Origin of the sequence: Brasilonema sp. UFV-L1, assembly GCF_012912105.1 — a bacterium.
In the GTDB taxonomy this organism is placed as follows: Bacteria; Cyanobacteriota; Cyanobacteriia; order Cyanobacteriales; family Nostocaceae; genus Brasilonema.
The window spans coordinates 60869-81345 of the sequence record NZ_QMEA01000047.1 but is presented as its reverse complement, the minus strand read 5'-3'; the positions used below and the strand labels follow the sequence as shown (position 1 = coordinate 81345).

Below are 20477 nucleotides of genomic sequence, written 5' to 3'. Positions count from 1 at the left end.
GGGGAGGTAGGGGAAGAAAAACAGTTAATGTACATTAATTTTACTCCCCCCATCTCCCCCAACTCTCTGAGGTGCTTCTTACCAGCCGTTTTTTGTGGATTAGTTTTTCGTTGCTTGTGTTGGTGAACCAGGAATTGTCACATCTATAGGTACGACTTGTGTTGCTAACTGCGTTAGTGAGGGTTTAATAGCATTTTGATTCCCGACTATCAAAGTTACCAAACTTTCTGGTTTGAGATATTTGCGTGCTACTCGTTGTACATCAGCAGCTGTTGTTGCGGCGACTGCTTTTTGATAGCGAAATAGAAAATCAGATGGATAGCCATAATATTCGTAGCGCATGAGGCGAGACAAAGTTTGCCCAGGATCTTCAAAATTGAAAACAAACGAGTTGAGAGTGGACTCTTTCGCAAAAGCTAACTCTTTCGGTGTGACGCTTTGAACTTGTATGCGTTTGATTTCTTGCTGTAGAGCTTTAACAAACTGTACTGTAGCATCAGAGCGTGTTTGCCCGCCAGCAATGAACATTCCAGGGTAGTCGTAACGTGGACTCCAAGAACCGTAAACTGAGTAAGCTAAACCTTGGCGCGATCGCACTTCATTAAACAAGCGTCCACCAAAGCCATTCAACACTCCGTTTAACACATCCAGCGCTGGATAATCAGGACTCTTAAACTGTCCTCCCAAATGTCCCATCAAGATATTACTTTGAGTCAGTTGTGGCTGATTGACAATAAAGACACCACCTCGTTTATTTTGCGACACTTTGGGTAACTGAGGTTTCGCCAACTTGGGATTTGGTTTCCAATCACCAAGTTTAGCTTCTATGAGCGATCGCATTTTCTTAGAGTCAAAATCCCCGACAATTCCCAAAATTATATTATTAGGATAAAAAGACTGCTCTTTAAACTTCACCAAATCCTCACGGGAAATATTATTCAGCGTTGCATACTCTTCAGTGCGGGCATAAGGACTTTCTTTACCATAAATTAATTTCTGAAATTCCCGACTTGCGATATCGTCCGGATCGTCATTGCGACGGGCTATAGCACCGCGTAACTGAGTTTTCGCCAAATTCAACTTTTCCTGGGCGAAGACTGGCGATCGCAGAACCTCACTAAACAACCCAAAAACCATTTCCAAATCTTCACTAAGTGCCTGAAAACTAGCATTACCAGCAGTTTCACCAATACCAGTTTCTACAAAAGCCGCTCGTTGCTCCAGCATTTCATTGAGTTGATCTGGTGTATGCTTTTGAGTTCCTCCAGAACGCATCACTATACCTGTCAACCGAGCTAAACCGATTTTATCTGCACTTTCAAAGCGATCGCCTGTACGTACTATAACCGAACCGCTCACCAATGGTAGCTCATGATCTTCCATCAAATACACAACCATGCCATTGTTCATCACAGTTCGCTCATACTTCGGTACCTTCACCTGAGGTAGTGGTGGAAGCTGCAACTCAGTATAATGTTTTGCCGCCGTCGCCGCCCAAGATATGTTGAGTACTCCAAAACACATCAAAGGAACCAACACAAAACAAACCAGCAACAAATAAAGACGTCTCACCTTTGTCTTATTCCTTTTACCCCTATATTTCTTCATATCTCTTCCTTCGTGCTCTTAGCGTCTTTGCGGTTCATTCCTCTTATCCGTTAATCAACCTTGCTTCGACAAAAGCTTACCAACTGTACGATTTTCCGTTGTAAACGTTGCCGTCGCCACCCGTTGAATATCAGCAGGCGTCACAGCCATAATCTGATCCAACTGCTTAAACAAATTCCGCCAAGAGCCAGTTTTCACTTCATACTCCAACAACTGCTGCGCCATCCCCATATTGGAATCGAGTATTTGTAACAAACTCGCTCGAGCTTGGGTTTTCACACGTTCCAACTCAGTTGCAGAAACTGGTTCAGTCTTCAAAGAGTCAATTTCCTTGCGTAGAGCTACAGCCACTTCATCAACCGTGTGACCTGGAGCTGTGAGAGCATAGAACAACATCAAATTTGGATACTTATCTCCTGGAAATCCGCTGAAACCTTGTGCTGTGAGCGCCAACTGCTGCTGTTCTACCAAAGATTTATACAATCGCGACGTACGTCCACTACTGAGCAAGCTACCAATCATTTCGTAAACTGCTTCATCTGGATGAGTTATTCCTGGACGATGGTAACCTTCCAGATACCAGGGTTGAGAACGTAGTTCAACAGTGACTTCCTGCATTTGTGTCTGCTTCGGTTCTACAGAGATTTGAGCAACTGCTTTTTCTTTTGCTTTATAACGCCCAAAGTAAGTTTGTGCTAGTTTTTTGACTTGTTCGGGGTTAACATCACCAACAACAGCAATTGTCAAATTACTGGGAACATAATACGCATCAAAAAACTTCTGTACATCTTCTCGTGTTAAATTGCGGATATCTTTGTCATAGCCAATCACCGGACGCCTGTAGGGATGAACTTTGAAAGCAGTATCAATCAACTTTTCCATCATGATTCCGATGGGAGAGTTGTCCACTCGCAAACGTCGTTCTTCTAAGATGACATCTTTCTCTTTGTAAAACTCCCGAAACACAGGATCCAGAAATCTTTCTGATTCCAACGACATCCACAGTTCTAACTTATTAGAAGGAAAGCTATAAAAATAACGAGTCGCTTCGGTGGAGGTATTTGCATTTAAACCCACGCCTCCCGCCTGTTCAACAATTCGTCCTAATTCATTTTGCTTAGTAAGTTTAGCGGCTTTTGCTTCTATTTTCTTAAACTGAGCTTCTAACTTAGCAACTTCATTTTTTTTATCAGCCGCTTTTGCTGCTACAACTTGTTCTGCTAACTCGTCCAAACGGTCAAGTAGTGGTTTTTCTGCTTGATAATTAGATGTACCTATGCGCGTCGTACCTTTAAAAGCCAAATGCTCTAGAAAGTGTGCTACACCAGTCTTTCCATCTGGCTCATCCACACCACCGACATCAGCATAAGTCAGAAAGGAAACTATCGGCGCTTGATGTCTTTCCAAGACAATGAACTTCATCCCATTGTCAAGGCGAAATTCTGTTAACTGCTTCATCACCCGATTCAAATAAGGTTGAATCGAATTTTCAGCAGGCGTTGGTGGAGTTTCAGTCTTTGCCAAAGCAACTGTGCTTAACAAGCCCCACCAAAAAAGGACTGCGACAAGAAAAAGTACGATAAGTTGACTTGTTTTGTTTTTAGGTTCCCTCTGATATAAGTGGCTGGGCTTATACATACACGAAAAGAAAAGTAAAGTTTGCTTGACAACATTAAACATATTCATTTAGTAAACAACAGGTTCTTAATCTTGTATTAAGCTTTCTGTTGTTCTTGCATTAAATCTTAGACAAGAATGCGACACATCCTGTTCCGGATATCTCATCATAGCTGTGATTCTGGGAATTTTTAATTCTCCTCTATTTTCAACAAACACAAAGGGAGCATCCATATTCCAGATGCGGCGAGACGGCTGATAGTTATGATATTCAGAAATTGTTTCAAAATATCCTGATATAAAATGTTATTTACATAGGACTTACGCATTCGCGAAAAGAAAAGTAAACTTCACTTGACAACATCAAATAATTTACTGAGTCAATAGGTATTAATCTTGTATTAAGCTTTCCATCATTATTGCATTTAGCGTTAGACAATAATGCTACACATCCTGTTCCGAATATATCACTATAAGTATTATGCGAATTTTTAATTCTCCTCCATCATCAGAAACACAAACACGCAGCCGCATTCAAGATGCGGCGAGGCGATTGTTTGCCTCTCAAGGATTTGATGCCACAACTACCCGTGATTTAGCACAAGCAGCAGGAGTTGCTGAAGGCACTTTATTTCGTCATTTTTCCAATAAAAAGGCGATTTTGATAGAGGTTGCGACTCAAGGCTGGGTGGAGATTCTGACAGATTTACTCACAGAATTGAGTGAAATGGGCTCTTATAAAGCTGTCGCTCAAGTTATGCGTCGCCGAATGTGGAATATGCATAAAAACGCCGACTTGATGCGGGTTTGTTTTATGGAGGCACAGTTTCATCCAGATTTGCGCGATCGCGTCCAGTCTGAAGTCATTACCAAAATGACTGACGTTGCCGAGGCATTTTTTCAAACTGCAATGGACAAAGGAATCTATCGCCGGATGGATGCCAAACTAGTCGCGAAAGTCTTTTTGGGAATGTTTGCCATTGCAGGCTTTTCCAACAACACCCTTATGGAACCCAACGCCTCTCCCCAACAAATGCAAGAAATGGCAGAAGGACTAGCTGATATATTCCTCAATGGAGTCTTAGTAAAAGAGTGAGGAGTTAGAAGTCAGGAGTTAGGAGGAGTCAGGAGTTTGTTGTTTTGTTGACTAAATTCATCACTCAGCACTCAGCACTTAGCACTCTTTTCGCATCTTGACTCCACTGTTGAACTTGCTCAATCGAAGGACACAAATCACGTCGTTGCATTGTTGCAACCACCAAGCGTAGAAGTTGTTGGTGCAATCTGTGAATCGGGGTAGCTGCTAAGTGTGCGACGGAAGCAATACCCGCATGCAGCAATAATCCGCAATATTGTGTTCCGACACTGGGGATACGAGCCAGATCAGCTAATGCTACCCATTTCTTAACATACTGAAGATGAATTTGTAGTTTATTTGCCAGCACGAGTTTATCTGCAGGTGTTTTTCCTTGTTGAATAAGTGCTGCTGTGGTTGTAATTCCACAATTTTGCAGTTGGGCTTGCTGTTGCTGACTCAATCCAGGTAATTGCTCAATAGACCAATTAGAGGATGAGATACTACTTACGGTTACTTTCTGTTTAAGAGACATTTCTTCAAAAAAGAAATACGCTATATAAATATAGTGATGAGTTCGTAGTAGCGTTTAAGCGCTACTACGAAACGAATTTTGTACTTTTACATTTAGTAACATAGATTCTACTTAAACACACTGATTGATATCTTTATTCCATCGTAATCTTAGCCAAAATTTTGGCTATTGAAAAATCTTCTTTTGAGTCTGCAAACTCACAAAAGTTCGAGAGACTTGCTTTTATTTTCCAGATTATATGATGCAAAAAACCTCTAACTCTCTGATTTCGACTCTACGCAACAGACGACAACGATTAGCCAGCCTGATTGATTTTCCAGCAATTCTTTGGTCAGGAAGTTGTAGTCCGCGTAACTTTCCAGCAAATGTCTTTCCGTTTCGTGCAAACAGTCATTTCCTCTATTTTGCAGGACTTCCATTGCCTAATGCAGCAATTCGGCTCACCGCAGGTAAGCTAGAACTGTTTATAGATGATCCTCAACCAGAAAGTGCTCTTTGGCATGGAGAAATGCCTCAGCGTCAGGAGATTGCTCAGATAATTGGAGCAGACGCTGCTAAACCAATGGCAGAATTAGAGTTGTGGACACAAGAGGCAGCAACGATTGCTGTGCAGGATGCCGCCACTTGGACACAACAGTCACAACTTTTAAATAGATGGGTTTTGCCGCAAAAGCCACCGCAAGACATTGACTTGGAGTTAGCTAAAGCAATCATCTCGTTACGCCTGATTCACGACGATGGCGCATTAGCCGAATTGCGAAAAGCCGCTGCTGTAACTGTAGAGGCACACAAAGCTGGCATGGCAGCTACAATTGACGCCCAGATCGAAGCACAAGTTCGTGCAGCAATGGAACAAGTCCTGATTGCCAATAACATGACGACATCCTACAACAGTATCGTCACCGTTCACGGAGAAGTTCTGCACAACGAGCAATATCACCACTCATTGCAACCGGGCGACTTGTTACTTGCTGATGTTGGTGCTGAAACGGAAATGGGTTGGGCAGCTGATGTCACTCGTACTTGGTGTGTTAGCGGTAAATTTTCATCCACCCAAAGAGATATTTATGATGTTGTCTTAGCAGCTCATGATGCTTGTATTGCTAAGATATATCCTGGAGTTGAATATCAAGATTTGCATTTACTTGCTTGTAGTATCATTGCAGAGGGCTTAGTCAATTTAGGCATTTTGCAAGGAAACCCTCAAGATTTAGTGGAGATGGACGCTCATACGCTCTTTTTCCCCCACGGAATCGGTCATTTGTTAGGTTTAGATGTTCATGATATGGAAGATTTAGGAGATTTGGCAGGTTATGAAGAGGAACGCACAAGGAGCAACCGTTTTGGTTTAGGCTACCTGCGTTTAAATCGTCCCTTACATTCAGGAATGTTAGTCACAATTGAACCAGGATTTTATCAAGTTCCAGCGATTCTCAATAATGCCCATCTACGGTCAAAATATCAGAATGTTGTGAATTGGGAGCGTCTATCTCAATTTGCTGATGTGCGAGGAATTCGCATTGAGGATGATGTTTTAGTGACACAAGAAGGTAGCGAAGTTTTAACTTCGGCATTACCGACACAAGCCAGTCAAATAGAAAGTTTAGTGTGCGGATAATTTTTCTCGTGTTTTTCTCGTGTCACAAACCCACATTCCGCATTCCGGTTTTACAACTGTCACAGTTAACAATTGTGTACAAACAGACAAATTCCTCAACAAGCTAAATAAAATCGACCGCAGACAGTATCTAGAAAACGAAGTATCCGCTGAGGTTGAATCGTGAAATTTGCGACTTGCTTGACACTTGCTCACTACCAAATGTATATTTTGAAAACACTGGAATACCTAACCTAGAGTAAAACGCTTGATTTGTTAATAGCAAAAACTAAAGTCATCAATGGTGAATTGACCATCAAAAGCGCAAAAAGTGACACGATGAATTTCGTTTGCGGATACAGATAATAAAGTGTTGGGAGGTACAACTGAGTCAGAATTGGCAAGGTTTGCTCCTGGTAGTACCGTTTGTGTCAGTAGTTGGTGATCGCGAGCGTACGCTGAAAGTACAAGCCGCTGTGAACTGGTGACAAAAGCACTGACAAAATGAACAGGATGCAGAAAAGTTGCTTCTAAATATCCGTTTTTAGGCGCTCCCATTAACACGACCATACCAGAATGGGCAGGAAATGCTGGGTTTGAGGGCTGTATTGCTATACAATTGTTAAAAATGACGCCCCATCGCTCATACTGTCGTTCCACTGCTTCAAAACATTTTAAATCTTCTAAAGTTAAGTAGATGCAAGTAGGTACTGATACGACTCCGCTGTCAATGACTTTTCCCACTTGAGCTTGCGAACCTGAAACCTCATCTTGATTTTGAGAATCAAAATCAAATCTGTTTAAAGAAAATTTATGGTCTTCAATAGTTGACTGTACCTGCGATTGAAGACTAGCCTGCTTTACCACGACACCCCACTTTGTCATTATCTAGAGAACTCTTAGATGATCCACTACATAAAAGTTTATTAATTTTGATGAGCTGCATAAAATTCTTAGTACAAAAACTAGTTCATCAGTTAGCAGCATAAGCACACCCCAGCTTACTTAATATATTCAATGAGTGTTTACACTTTTCGGGACGCTTACTCATATCAGTGATGTTTCTGATAGAGTATCATAAAAAATTATTGTGGAGTCTCAGCCCTGAGTTATAGGTGCTACCAGTGTAAAACCGTAGATTAAGCATATATTTAGGGACGTTTAAAAGCAAAAAAGATTTTCAATGTAGAAAAAAAATTACCGAATCTTCATAACAAATATGTAGATTTTACAGGCACTTTATTAAAAAGTTAGGAATGAGCAGTGTACGGATCTCATCTGTAAGCGTAGGTAAACTACTGATGAAAAAAATTGAGAAACTGGAAAATAGGGAAAGAAAGGAGAGAAGGGAGTGTCTGAGTGTCTGAGTGTTAGTGTTTCCTGCAGCGCGTTCTTTAAGTGCCGATACGCGCGCCCCCTATGCCTAAGGCACGCTTATGCTATCGGGGCGCTTCGTGCTGTAGGCTGGGAGAGAAGGAGTGAGGGTTAGCCCGTTCTAAGTTCTTGTCATTTCCGTGGAATGAACGAATTTCTCAAAAAGGAGGTTAGCTATTAGTTCAATCAAAAGATTTTTGCTTTTGCTGAGTTTATGATTTAATAACTAAAAACCCCCGCACTTCAAGTACGAGGGTATATTCTGGCGACTGAAGCCTCTATTGTGCTGTCACCTATTTTTCTTGTAATCTGACATCAATGACAGTAGCATTAAAGTTGTAGTTGAAGCCATCTAATTCAATTGGCATTCCAATTTTTACTTTACTGTTACCGAGAACTGGTCCTTCGTCAGTGATTTTTGCTTTGCCTGTCACAGTTAAACGTAAATCTTTACTAAAGCTATTTGCTCTGTTTGGTTCTGGCAATTCTTTAATCGAACCATCTGGTTGAGGAACTAAAATGTTTCTGGGTAGTTCTTGCACAGATTTTATATCAAGTTGACCATAAGGTTGATTGCGGATAATAACTTTAGTTTTTCCGCCTTTTTCAAATCCTTGTGTGTATAACTGTTTGGTATCGAGTACGTTTAATCCCCGAACAATTAAGTCTACTTCGATAGGTACTGTTTTACTACCAACTTGGGCAATCGAACCGGAACCACCAGGTAAAATAAAGATGCCAAATATCACAAGCAGAATGACGAGTACAGCACCTAAATCGAGAATGTTAAGTTTACCGAATAGACGACCTTTGGAATCTAAAATAGCCATAACAAATTTTTCCAAGTAAGAGCAAAGTTGCTGATTATAACAGTATTGTTTCTTAGAGACAGAGCATTTGTACTTACGGAGTTAGCAGTGAATTTCGTTGGGTGTTACGGTCATGCGACAGTTTATCACAACTTCCTTATTTTGGACGGACTTTTTGGTAAGTCTAATTTGCGAAATCGGGCGTTGCTGTCGCCCGGAAGATATACCCTCGGTACAAGACTGGTTTGAACAAAGGGTTTAGAATGCAACTTATAAGACTATGCATCCGTCTGTTAGTTCTACATTCCCCAAAACTTTTTTCAAACCGGATTTATCGGATTTATGATGAATAGGAAACGCTTTTCTATAAATCCCCGCTGTTCTCGAAAACCTTGGTTTTACCCGTTGGTTTCTGTCATTATTGCTATAGTTATATGCTTTGTTACACCCTTGACAGTAAGGGCTATTGATGCTGAACGGTTGTTGCCTTTTATTATTCAGGGAGTCCAAGTTATTCAGTTGTCTAATGTATCTCCTCGTCAGGAAGTTGATCTTGGCAAGCAGATGAATGATCAGTTGGTAAAAAGTCAAGTTCGACTTTACCGCAACTCAGCGGTTAATCGTTATGTCGAACAAATTGGTCAGCGTCTTGTCGCGAATAGCGATCGCCCTGACCTTCCTTACACCTTCCAAGTTGTTGACGATAACAGCATTAATGCTTTTGCTACTTTGGGAGGTTTTGTGTATGTTAACACAGGTTTACTCAAAACCGCAGACAATGAAGCGGAACTAGCAAGTGTGATCGCACACGAAATCGGTCATATTGGTGGGAAACACCTTGTCAAACAAATGCGACAAAAAGCACTTGCAAGTGGTTTAGCATCTGCTGCTGGGTTGGATCGTAGCCAAGCCGTGTCGATTGGTGTAGAATTAGCTCTTAACCGTCCCCGTAGTCGTGGAGATGAATATGATGCTGATAGCAGGGGATTAAGAACTCTCACAAGTTCTGGTTACGCACCATCAGCAATGGTTTCCTTTATGCAAAAGCTACTCAAAAAAGGTTCTAACACTCCCACGTTTTTAAATACCCATCCTGCAACAGGCGATCGCATCAAAGCTTTGCAAAGTGCTATCAACGATCAACCTAAAACTGGGGGTGCGGGTTTGGATAGTTCTAATTATCAGGCAAACATCAAAGCACTGCTAAGATAAGTCATCAAAGTCATAAGTTCTAGTGCATACAAGAAGACAGACTTCTAAACGCTAGACGACTTGCTCTCAATAGCTTTTTTCCAAATTGAATTTCTCACACTCGTTCATCACGCGAACTCTCGAATGGTGTAACTCGTCTTGTCCGCATCTTTTGTGACTACACTCGTTGCTTATTGCAACGTCCAACCTCAACTTTAGCTGGGTTAACAGTTGTCACTGCTTCCTTTAAAAGTAAGGTACGCAGACGATGATCATGGACATTGACCTGATAAACGAGTTGATTTGTAATGTCTACTCCTGTCAGCCAGCCACTCCGGGGATGATACGCTCCTGTATCAATATCTAGCCATCCTTCTCCTTGTGCTAGTTTACCAGGACTTACCCCTGGTAACGTAAAAGTTATAGTATGACCCACAATAATTAGCTTATCAGGAAGATATGGTTTTTGCATACTGTGAAATTTGTCACGCACCCAGCAAAGCTGTTCAGCAGTTTGTTCTGCCAAAGGAATTGAGGGATCAACACCAGCATGAGCTAACAAAATATCTCCTAAATCGAGATATGTAGGTAAACCTTTAAACCACTCCAAGTGGTCATGAGGTATTGTGGGTTGTTGATAGCTGCCTAAGGTTGCTTGCCCTCCACTGTACAGCCATGCCTTTACCATTGAGGTGGTTACTTGTCCATTGGTAAAAATGTTTAATAACATTTGCTCATGATTCCCCAACAGACATTGGTAGCAACTGTCCTTAACAAAATTGACAACCTGTGCGCTGTGAGGTCCACGATCAATTAAGTCTCCAAGAAAGTAGACTTGATCATCTAACGTGGGAGCGATTGCTTCCAGCAACGTCATTAAACCTTCATAATGACCATGTATATCTCCAATCACAATTCGGCGGTAGCTAGTTGCGCTCATCAGCTTTATGCTTTAATAACTTTGCCTTATACTACTTGCTGCTACAATGTCAACTGAGTTAATTTCGTAAATCTGAGTCAAAAAAAGACAGCAAAAACAGAAATTTTATAGAATTGTAACTCATTTGTGTCACTCGAAAGAACAATCACTCTTCATGAATCAACTCTCAAGCAATTATATCCTTAGAGACTTTGAGTATAGAAAGCCAAATCTTTAATTTCTAAGTTGTCGTTTTCGGGAAAATTTACTATTGATATTTCTCCCGAAAATAACATTTCTTTTTCCAAAACTTTTCATCCGTTAGACAGAAATAAAGATATCGCATATTCTATGTAAAAAGTAATTGTCAATCTCAAAAAATCTCAGACATCCTCTGAGGTGAAATTCTGAATCGAGGTTTTTTACTCCTCACGTAATAACCAAAAGCCGCTGTAAGTCATTCCTGAATCATCAGGTTGTATTAATAAAAAATGTAGTCCCTGGCTTTGCTGCTTTCGTTGTTCATAAACTTTAGCCGCAGCTGCGACTTCTTTGTCTTCAAATGTGGCAACAATCCACCTATCAACTAAGCCAGCTTCTAAAACTAACCCATGACTATCACCAGCAACGTAATTCAATGTCACAGGATAAGCTTTTTGCAGCCACCTCGCCAAACGCATTGATTTTTTTCCACCATAAATAACGACACCAGGAACGGGTATTGTTGATGCCAAACCGAGATTGATAGGCAGGAGATATTCTGGCATTTCTAAAATAGGAATCGGGCGATCGCTAAACACCTGTACCAAATCACCAGCACTCAGCGAAGCAAAACGCCATTCTTCTCCCCAAAGATTTTCTGGTAATGGCATTGGGGGTGGTTTGTCCAAGAATACAGGATATTGCTTTTCTTGCAACCACTGTTTTAACGCCAAAGTACGACGAGTTGGTTCAACACAAATGCCTAAACTACGTCCAGCTTGTTCTATTAAACTCAAAGACTGAGGACGAAAAACTTGAATGATATCTGGTAGTTGTTCAAGCGCGGCTTTTTCAACTTCAGACGCTACCCAACTTGAAGAAGCTTGTGACTGGGGACATGTTGCTTGATACTCAAAACTGCGCGTTGGATCACAAATCAGCAACTCCCACATCACTTGTCCAGATGCTTCTGTTTGCGGACGACGATAAAAATCAGCTTGCCAAATTTTCATGAGATGCACGCATCAGACTAAATTATGAAACTTGAGGGATGGAAGCACAAAAAGCTTGCACTCTTACCCTCACAAAATATCACCTACACTTGTCTAAAACCTGTTTCGTTCAGTAGTTCCTCAATTCTAAACGGACTCAGGTGTTGGACATTCTTGAAAACCATAAATGCTCCCGCGTCTATCAATTTCTCCGCATACGCATCCCGACGCGCTACAATCTGCTGTACATGAGGAGGTAAAATACCAACACCAATCCAAATCCGAGAGGGTTCCTTCAAACGCGCTTTCTCTACCGTGTACATATCAGCTACTGTATCTCCCACGTAGACTACTGGTGTTAATTTGTCAATATTTTTAGTGCCAGAAGACTCTAACAAACGAACAGTTGCAAAAAGTCCAGTGGGATCTGGTTTACCTGGTGCATCTTCCATTGCGATTAATACTGGAGACTTCAAACCGAGGCGTTTTTCTAAAATATAAGTCGCAGAAGCACGAGTTGCACCACTGAAAAATCCCCAGGAAATATCAGCTTTTGTAAGTTCCTCTAGATATCTCGAGTGTAGCAATAATGGTTCATTGCAAATATATCCTGTGAATTTGTGGGGGTCAGATCCTCGATAACGCGATTGAAAAAAGGCGACAATGGTGTTGTAATCGAGCTGTAGTTGCTCACGCGAAAAAGATAAAGTTTCAAAATAGCGGTAAATGAATTCTTGAGAAGCTTCCCAATCATTATTCCAGGTACCTTCAGACTTGAGCCGATCTATGTCGAGTGGTGTTGGGCGATACGCTCCTTGTGTAAAATGCTCTACAGTATCTGCGATCGCTCGTCGATAAGAATTACTGACATCGCGCACAACACCGTCAATATCGAAAATGACCATCGCCTTTGGTAAGAGTTTTTCAGTCATAGAACGCGGAGATTTTAGAGGAGTTACTAGTCATTAGTCATTAGTCAAGAGTCAATAGTCAATAGTCAATAGTCACAACAGGTCAAAAATTTTTCTTTTATGGTTTAACATTTCATTCGTTGTACGCACTGTTGATTCCCGACTTTACATTTTCTGTTTGGAAAGCTAGTAGATATTGCGTTAGAATAAGCGATCGCAAAGTTAGTGAGTGTTACCCGGATACTCCCCGGAGGTGCGATTGTCCAAATTTATTTTAAAAATACTGTGGCTAGATGAAAACGTTGCCTTGGCAGTTGATCAAGTTGTAGGCAAAGGCACAAGCCCTTTGACTAAGTACTTTTTCTGGCCAAGGAATGATGCCTGGGAAGAGTTAAAAAAAGAGCTAGAGTCAAAACACTGGATTAGTGAACTAGATCGAGTGGAGTTGCTCAATAAAGCTACAGAAGTGATTAACTATTGGCAAGAGGAAGGTAGAAACCGTCCAATGGCTGAAGCCCAGTTAAAATTTCCCGAAGTTGGCTTTACAGGTAGCGCCTAGAGTAGAATTATTAACTCTCTTGCTAAAGCAAGTGGCGTCGGCTTGTATCTTTTGTTTGGCCCAAGGCATAAAGGTTTAAGTAGAGACGTTCTGGCGGAACGTCTCTGCTTAGGCTTTGTGTATTTAATTTAAACAAGAATCGCCATAATCTCTGTTTTTGAACCCACATTCCCCCACTTAGCTTTTTTGAGAAAGTTGCCCATCTTGGATTTGTACCACCGGATGATGACAGCTGCGAACAAGCTGTTCATCGTGAGTTGTCACAATCACCGTCACTCCAAAAGAGTTTAACTTTTGGAAAATCTGGATCACTTGCCAAGAATTTTCTGGATCTAGATTTCCAGTTGGCTCATCAGCTAAAATGATAGGTGGTGTTCCCACGATTGCCCGTGCAATAGCGACTCGTTGTTGCTCTCCACCAGAAAGGTGCTCTGGAAAGCAATCTGCTTTAGAGTATAAACCTACCAGTTTTAAACTTGGTTCTAAACGCCGTTGAATTTCCTTGCGCGTATATCCTTGGGCTTTGAGCACAACACTCACATTTTCCGCCACTGTGCGCCGAGGAATCAGCTTATAGTCTTGAAACACAACACCAATGCGTCGCCGAAAAAATGAGAGGCGATCGCCTCTCATTGCTGTAACATGAGACTCATTAACAATCACATCTCCTTGTGTTGGTAACTCATCGCCATACAACAGTTTTAAAAACGTGGATTTACCAGAACCACTTGGTCCTGTGAGAAACAAAAATTCACCCTTTTTGACTTCTAAATTTATGTTGACAAGAGCATGATAGCCATTAGTATAGATTTTTGACACAGAGCGCAATTGCACCATTGCCCCGATACTATGATTATGGTCTTTTCTTTCGCTGTTTTCAGCCGGGACAACAAACTTATCAATCGGTTTTTGTGTGGTTAATACTACCATTGTTTAAGAGAAGTTTAGATTCTAGATTTGAGATTGAATACAATCAGTATTCCCAGGCAAAATCTGAACCATCCCAAATTTAAAAACCAAAATTTTTTGGTAACTGCATAGCACTGTGTCACCATCGGTGTTGAGTTCTCGCGCTGATTGCCGTTGTGTTAAGGTATCTCTTTCCACACAAACAAAGTCTTACGCCTTGAGAGCTTTTTACAATCAAACTGAGTTTTCAAACGTTCTTTAAAAGAGTTTATCTTTGATGAAGATAGTATACCGAAATAATGGATATAAAAGGTGGAAAATGGAAAAATATAACCTCAAGAACTTGGGAAATGGCATTACCGAAAGCTGGAAAAGCTTTAACATTAGTCAAATAAATGGCAATAACGTTCGCTTCAGAGTGATGCAGGACATAACAGCAAATTGGCATTCACACAATGCAAGTGATGAGTTCTTTTATGTCATTTCAGGTATCGTTCATCTTGATACTGAAGACGGAACGCATACACTGAATACCAATGAGCTTTTTATAGTTCCTGCCAAAACCAAACATCGCGCTAGAGTTGAAGGAAAAGCAACTTTACTGGTTATAGACAAGATTGAATAATCATGCATAAAAATTGTCTAAATAAAGTAAAGTTTTCATAATAGGAATGTAAGAATTGAGATAAAAAAATGAATATGGAGTCTGAAATCAGGACGTTTTGAAAATTCGCGCTTTGGGCCTCTATGATGAATAAAGATGTCAAATCTGTAACTGGCGATGCTCCAGCTTTCTCGCCGTGCAGAACCACAGTAAGCTTTGCTTAATGCCTCCGGCGTATCGCACTCCACCTACAAACAGTGAAAAGGTAGATGCCACAAGTCATCATTACACCGAGTCTCTATCATAGAAAAGAAAAAACAACTTCCCTGACTTCTCTACCGTGCCTACAAACCCTTACGCTTGGATAGAAGAATCTCTGACTACAATTCACCGTGCTGACTGGTATCGCTCAGTACAAACAATCCACGGTCTTCCAGGAGCAACAGTCTTTTTGGAAGGACGAGAGGTGATTAATTTTGCCAGTAATGACTACTTGGGATTGGCAGGGGATGAACGCTTGATAGCAGCAGCAACGACCGCTGTCCAAGAATTGGGTACGGGTAGCACTGGTTCTAGATTACTCAGTGGACACAGAGAAATACACAGAGAATTAGAAAAGGCGATCGCATCACTCAAACAAACAGAAGATGCTATAGTTTTTAGCTCTGGCTATCTCGCAAATCTAGGGACAATAACTGCTCTTGTTGGCAAGCGTGATTTGATTTTCTCTGACCAGTACAATCATTCTAGTTTGAAAAATGGCGCAATCCTGAGTGGTGCAACTATTATTGAATATCCTCATTGTGATGTTGAAGCATTAAGAACTAAACTGAGTCAACAAAGGCAAAACTATCGACGTTGTCTGATCATCACTGATAGCGTCTTCAGCATGGATGGTGATTTATGTCCTTTGCCAGCACTGTTAGAGATAGCCGAAGAATTTAGTTGTATGCTGCTCATTGATGAAGCGCACGCTACCGGGGTTCTAGGGAACACTGGCGCTGGATGCGTAGAACATTTTGGATGTACACCAAAGCAGTTAATTCAAATTGGCACTTTGAGTAAAGCTTTGGGTAGTCTAGGCGGGTACGTAGCTGGGAGTACAGCTATGATAGACTTTTTGCGAAATCGCGCACCGACTTGGATTTACACCACAGCGCTTTCAAGTTGTGCAAGTGCAGCGGCACTAACAGCAATAAAAATCGTACAGCAAGAACCACAACGTCGCATCCAATTGTGGCAGAATGTCGCTCAACTCAAACAGTTCATCCAACAGCAACTACCCCAGCTGAAATTGCTACCTTCCTCCTCACCCATTCTCTGCTTTCAATTACCAACTGCGGGGGATGCGCTCAAAGTTGGACAACAGCTAAAATCTGCTGACATTTTTGCTCCTGCTATTCGTCCCCCGACTGTTCCTACGAGTCGAATACGAATTTCTTTGATGGCAACTCATCAATTAACTCATATTGAGAAATTAGTAAAAGCTTTGAGTAGTATTGAAATTCAATATAATTAACCTATCATTTTTTGAACGAAAAAATGCTTTTCTGGCAATGCACAGATGCACATTCATATTGTGATTTTGATCACTGCCTTATAGTATAGGAAATTGATACGAATATTCTGGTTAATCAGTATGAGTTTTAAAGTTTACATTTCTCAAACAAAATGTCATGATTTTAGACATCTGTATGTAAATAGTAAGAACAGCAACAAAGTTAGTCGTGTCATTTATAAAAACTTTATAACATCAAACAATAGTCACTTTACCCAAAACTATAATGACTCAAACCTAGACTCTTTAAACTGCATAAGTAGTATCTGTTGAACGAACATCAATCTTCCCGCGATAGAGTTCTGAGACGCTCACATATGGATATCCTGTAGAAATTTCTGATCAAGGGTAAGTTATACATACAGTGCAAAACTACCAAAATGAATAACTTTACAATAATTTTAAATTTGCTTCACAAATCAGATTTGGGTTAACAAGAAGTTAACTCAGTTCAAAAGAGTAAAAACACCTATTAATTATCAGGTATTCTAAGAAGTTTCTCTATGAGAAAAATAACAAAAAGCCTTGTTACCAATAGCTCCAAGGTAAACAAGGAGGAATTTGGGTAGCATACTCGTTCGTTATTCCTATCTATAAAAAATATTAAAAAATTCTATTATTCTTATGAACGGAGCTTATTTCATAGATTCTTTTTAAATATTTATAGGGACTTTATCTAAATCTGGAAGCAATGTCTGAATAATTGTATCTAGATACGAAGAAATAAATTAAAGATTTCCTTTGAGAAAAGGGATTCTCAAATAACTTATAACTAAAGATCGGTAAAAAACATGAATATAATAGCTCGTTTATTTAGTACATTCGTTATTTCTATATGTGCGGTTACTATGATGTCTGACTTGGTAAGAGCGCAAGAGGCACCAACAGTTCCCCAACAAGAAACGGCACAGAGAATTTGCTCTTCTGATACAGTGGAAAATTTGTTGCCTCCGCCGGTTAGTGAGCAAAGTAGCTCTCCACTTTCTTATTTAGGACAGCAAGGTTTTACACCGAACCCAGATGGTTCGTGGACTTGTTATGGAAATGATTCTAGGAAGCAAGGACGTTATTACACCCTCTTTAAAGTCCAACAAATAAATGGAAAGCTTGTGGCTAGCTCTTTCCTGGAGGGCGGTATTCTCGTTGAAGGGCAAACCAACCGCAGTTTAGACTTGTTCATGATGCTCATAGAGAAGCATACCAAGACAAATCAAGGGAACCGTGAAAGTATACGCAGATATCTGGAAGCGTTCTTTTCGCTTGTGAAGCAAGGTAAGATACAACTCTCTAATCGTGGTTATCTTTTTGATCAACCAAGCGGTGGAGTTGTTGTGTACCATCCTGTCACAGGTGGAAAACTAAAGGGGACAGCAATCACGATTAACATTAATTCACCTCAGAATTTATCGTCTTCTGCTGTCTGATAATGCGCATTCAAAATTACTTGTTGGAGGTCAATCCCTTGAAGTCAAAAGTTAAGACGATCGCGGTTACTTTATCATCCTTATCGTCTTTTGCAACTGTACTCAATACATCTGAATCTGCTTCTGCTCAGTTGAACGTTGGAAAGCATGGAATCCAACCAGGACTGGAGCAAAACTATCTTCGGTATCAAGTATCGGGGCGTCCTTTAAATCAAATGCGAGCTATTCCTGCATGTAGTGTGGGATTTGGTGCCGCTTGTAACAAAGCAGGCGCAGTCTTTGAGAAATTACTTGAGTCAAATGGTGGACCGAGCCGTCAGCAGTTGCTGATGAAAGCAGCTGGGGGGGAAGAAAACTACCAGAATTTTGCTGCCTTTTACGGGAACGATCCTAATCTGGCTGAAATACCCTACGCCTCATTCTGGCAGAACGGCAACCCCGATATCGTGGATGGGTATCGCTATCTTCTTGAGCAAACAGTCAGTCAGACTCCACAAGAAGGCTTGGGACAGGTGACCCAAAACTTTTACTGGAAACCAGAAGGTAGTGGAAACTCACTTGATGGACGTCATGGCCTACTAGATTTGAAATACGCTTATGGGCGTCTGTTACTTGAGGAGGTGGCAAAAATTCCCAATGCTCAGCAGCAGATTGAATCTTTAGGTTTAGCGCCAGAGTTAACCAAGTTTTACTCCCAGAAATTTTCCGATTCGATGCGTGTGTTGAAGTCTGGAAATGAAGAGTCTCTCAAAGAGACGATTCTCACAGACCTCTCGATACCTTATTCACCAGAAACAGCAAAGTTCGGACGTCCAAATGTTGGTATTCCTCCAACGGATTTTGCTGCTTATCCAGATAATTGGTTTACTGCAGAAGCTATTGCTGGAGATGTTATTTCGTTGGAAGCTACAGCGTTAGAGCCAGATGCAATGAACGTCGAGCTTTCTCCCATCCTGGCTGAAGTTGCTGTCGTTCCACAAGGGAATGGGAGTTCTTTTCCGACGGGCTGGCTTGCTGGTGGTGGCGTGGTGGCTTTACTATTACTTCTACTTGCCTTTGGTGGTGGTGGTGGAGATAGCTCATCTGCTCAAGCATCGACTATTGTCCCAAATACATCACCTGTTGTTGCTACACCTCCCTCTGGTGGTGAGTCTCTTCCTCCTTCAGGCGGCGGTTCTCCTGGTGACAACAGTCAAATCATAGAAGTACCGTCTACTCCTTCTGGTGGGCCTGTACCTGGACAGGAAGTCAAGAAGGTACCGGAGCCAACAACAATAACGCCTTTTGTGTTACTCATCATTGCCCTTTACATACTCACTCAGAAGCAGTGGCGTATGCAAAAGCGAGCCTAAATTTAGCCTTTCTATACCCAGAAAGTACTTCAGCAAATCTTGTTTAGTACAACATTGCACAAGTTTGTAGCGTAATAGTTCAGGCGTTGCGCTTGAGCGCTTAAGCACAACTACAAGCCCGACGTTGTGATACGAATTTATGAAATGTAGTACTTAGATTTCGGAATTTTTAAAAGCTGACTCTACCAGCTATTAAGACTTCCAACATATGAGGAGCGCTCGCATTCCTTTATTTTCTATAAAAATGCGAGCGTTCATTTTTCAGTTGGTAGATACTTAAAGCTGAATAACTATGCCTACTCCAAAGCTTTGCCGGCAGAAATCAAAAGGGCTTACAGTCTGGTTTTTAGAGCTTGCTCTTTGTCATTTACAAAGCTTGCAATATGCTGCATACAACCCCATAATACCAATTCAAAATTCAAAATTCAAAATTCAAAATAAAGAAAGCCGAGACGAAACTTGGGTTTGGGAATGTGTATCTGTCGCATTCTTTTTTCAAATCGGTATAAGTGACAAAACTGATATCTTGCAGCATTCTTAACAAGACTCAAAAAACCGGGTTTCTGAACCAAAAATTAAGGTTTACACAAGCAGGTATTCTCAAGAAACCCGGTTTTTCACTTCATGCAAGATTTGACAAAACTCACTACTGAGCTTAGTTATTTGTTTTTGATTCAGGTTGTGCTGGAGCAACTTTTGCATTCACCTTCACACTTTTGACACCTTTAATCTCTTGTGCCAAAGTGGGGATTTTATTGAGTTGTTCTTGTGTTGGAACTGTTCCTGCTACTGTTACAGCACCTTCTTCCGCGTCAATTGTTAATTGACTGGCTGGTAAATTTGCCTCTAATTTACCGCGAACTTCGCTCTCTAAATCATCATCGTCTCTTTGAGCATCACCACCAGTCGCATCATTACGTTGTTCGCGTGATCTGATATCAGACTCTATTTGGTCTTTACGAACTTGGCTAGTGGCATCCTCTTGAGTTTTCTGAGCAGTGTCTTGTGCAGGAGGATTAACGTTTTCATTTGTTCCTGAGGGAGCATCAGCACTCGTTCTTGAAGGAGCCTCGCAACCAACCGCACCAATAGCGATGACACCGCTAATGATCAATGGAATAAACTTGTTCATTTTCTCTCTCCAACTTTAATGTTTTAAAAGGTTTCACAAGACAAGTAGAGCATTTGGATAAGATCAGCAGTCAACACAAGGGTATTCCAACTTAAGGAACTGGCTCTCGC

General features: G+C 41.0%; 18 protein-coding genes. 8 read left to right on the top strand and 10 right to left on the bottom strand.

The features are described 5' to 3' along the window. Positions 1-99: 99 nt before the first annotated feature. On the bottom strand, positions 100-1524 hold the full coding sequence (locus DP117_RS15530) for a pitrilysin family protein (RefSeq protein WP_248277673.1): 1425 nt from the start codon (positions 1522-1524) through the stop codon (positions 100-102). A 138-nt stretch (positions 1525-1662) separates the two neighbouring features. Further along, complete coding sequence (locus DP117_RS15525; protein ID WP_169219201.1) at positions 1663-3246, bottom strand: pitrilysin family protein; 1584 nt, start codon at positions 3244-3246, stop codon at positions 1663-1665. Positions 3247-3706: 460 nt separating this feature from the next. Between DP117_RS15525 and DP117_RS15520 the strand changes: the two genes are divergently transcribed. Further along, a complete protein-coding gene (locus DP117_RS15520) occupies positions 3707-4321 on the top strand; it encodes a TetR/AcrR family transcriptional regulator (RefSeq protein ID WP_169219192.1) in 615 nt (204 codons plus the stop codon). 64 nt (positions 4322-4385) lie between these two features. On the opposite strand, the gene DP117_RS15515 is transcribed toward DP117_RS15520, so the two are convergent. Continuing rightward, a complete protein-coding gene (locus DP117_RS15515) occupies positions 4386-4835 on the bottom strand; it encodes a DUF4332 domain-containing protein (RefSeq protein ID WP_169219191.1) in 450 nt (149 codons plus the stop codon). Between the two features lie 241 nt (positions 4836-5076). Here DP117_RS15515 and DP117_RS15510 point away from each other — a divergent pair, with 241 nt between their 5' ends. After that, positions 5077-6453, top strand: a complete 1377-nt coding sequence (locus tag DP117_RS15510) for an aminopeptidase P family protein (RefSeq protein WP_169219200.1) — start codon at positions 5077-5079, stop codon at positions 6451-6453. A gap of 255 nt (positions 6454-6708) precedes the next feature. Here the strand turns inward: DP117_RS15510 and DP117_RS15505 are convergent, their stop codons facing one another. Both DP117_RS15505 and DP117_RS15500 read right to left on the bottom strand, forming a co-directional pair. Then, positions 6709-7317, bottom strand: coding sequence for a hypothetical protein (locus DP117_RS15505; protein ID WP_211176130.1), 609 nt, complete (start codon positions 7315-7317; stop codon positions 6709-6711). A gap of 782 nt (positions 7318-8099) precedes the next feature. Next, entirely contained in the window at positions 8100-8636 is a 537-nt protein-coding gene (locus DP117_RS15500) for a DUF4330 domain-containing protein (protein WP_169219190.1), read from the bottom strand. A gap of 321 nt (positions 8637-8957) precedes the next feature. Between DP117_RS15500 and DP117_RS15495 the strand changes: the two genes are divergently transcribed. Then, positions 8958-9827: a M48 family metallopeptidase gene (locus DP117_RS15495; RefSeq protein ID WP_169219189.1), complete on the top strand. Its 870-nt coding sequence runs from the start codon at positions 8958-8960 to the stop codon at positions 9825-9827. A gap of 157 nt (positions 9828-9984) precedes the next feature. Here DP117_RS15495 and DP117_RS15490 read toward each other — a convergent pair whose 3' ends face one another. From DP117_RS15490 to DP117_RS15480, 3 genes are all read right to left on the bottom strand, one after another. Then, positions 9985-10746: a metallophosphoesterase family protein gene (locus DP117_RS15490; protein ID WP_169219188.1), complete on the bottom strand. Its 762-nt coding sequence runs from the start codon at positions 10744-10746 to the stop codon at positions 9985-9987. Between the two features lie 401 nt (positions 10747-11147). Continuing rightward, on the bottom strand, positions 11148-11939 hold the full coding sequence (locus tag DP117_RS15485; RefSeq protein ID WP_169219187.1) for a Tab2/Atab2 family RNA-binding protein: 792 nt from the start codon (positions 11937-11939) through the stop codon (positions 11148-11150). An 83-nt stretch (positions 11940-12022) separates the two neighbouring features. Continuing rightward, a complete protein-coding gene (locus DP117_RS15480) occupies positions 12023-12850 on the bottom strand; it encodes a TIGR01548 family HAD-type hydrolase (RefSeq protein WP_169219186.1) in 828 nt (275 codons plus the stop codon). A 208-nt stretch (positions 12851-13058) separates the two neighbouring features. Here DP117_RS15480 and DP117_RS15475 point away from each other — a divergent pair, with 208 nt between their 5' ends. After that, the gene (locus tag DP117_RS15475) at positions 13059-13388 is read left to right on the top strand and encodes a 30S ribosomal protein PSRP-3 (protein ID WP_339381259.1); all 330 of its coding nucleotides are present in this window, start codon (positions 13059-13061) and stop codon (positions 13386-13388) included. Positions 13389-13565: 177 nt separating this feature from the next. On the opposite strand, the gene ftsE is transcribed toward DP117_RS15475, so the two are convergent. Then, positions 13566-14318, bottom strand: a complete 753-nt coding sequence (gene ftsE / locus DP117_RS15470; protein ID WP_169219184.1) for a cell division ATP-binding protein FtsE — start codon at positions 14316-14318, stop codon at positions 13566-13568. A gap of 298 nt (positions 14319-14616) precedes the next feature. Here ftsE and DP117_RS15465 point away from each other — a divergent pair, with 298 nt between their 5' ends. The 4 genes from DP117_RS15465 to DP117_RS15450 all read left to right on the top strand — a co-directional run bounded on the left by DP117_RS15465 (position 14617) and on the right by DP117_RS15450 (position 19235). After that, complete coding sequence (locus DP117_RS15465) at positions 14617-14922, top strand: cupin domain-containing protein (protein ID WP_169219183.1); 306 nt, start codon at positions 14617-14619, stop codon at positions 14920-14922. A 319-nt stretch (positions 14923-15241) separates the two neighbouring features. Next, the gene (gene bioF / locus DP117_RS15460) at positions 15242-16420 is read left to right on the top strand and encodes an 8-amino-7-oxononanoate synthase (protein WP_169219182.1); all 1179 of its coding nucleotides are present in this window, start codon (positions 15242-15244) and stop codon (positions 16418-16420) included. 830 nt (positions 16421-17250) lie between these two features. Beyond that, the gene (locus DP117_RS15455) at positions 17251-17883 is read left to right on the top strand and encodes a hypothetical protein (protein ID WP_169219181.1); all 633 of its coding nucleotides are present in this window, start codon (positions 17251-17253) and stop codon (positions 17881-17883) included. Positions 17884-17885: 2 nt separating this feature from the next. Then, positions 17886-19235, top strand: coding sequence for a hypothetical protein (locus DP117_RS15450; protein WP_248277671.1), 1350 nt, complete (start codon positions 17886-17888; stop codon positions 19233-19235). A 655-nt stretch (positions 19236-19890) separates the two neighbouring features. On the opposite strand, the gene DP117_RS15445 is transcribed toward DP117_RS15450, so the two are convergent. Then, positions 19891-20367: a BON domain-containing protein gene (locus tag DP117_RS15445; RefSeq protein ID WP_169219180.1), complete on the bottom strand. Its 477-nt coding sequence runs from the start codon at positions 20365-20367 to the stop codon at positions 19891-19893. Positions 20368-20477 lie beyond the last annotated feature (110 nt).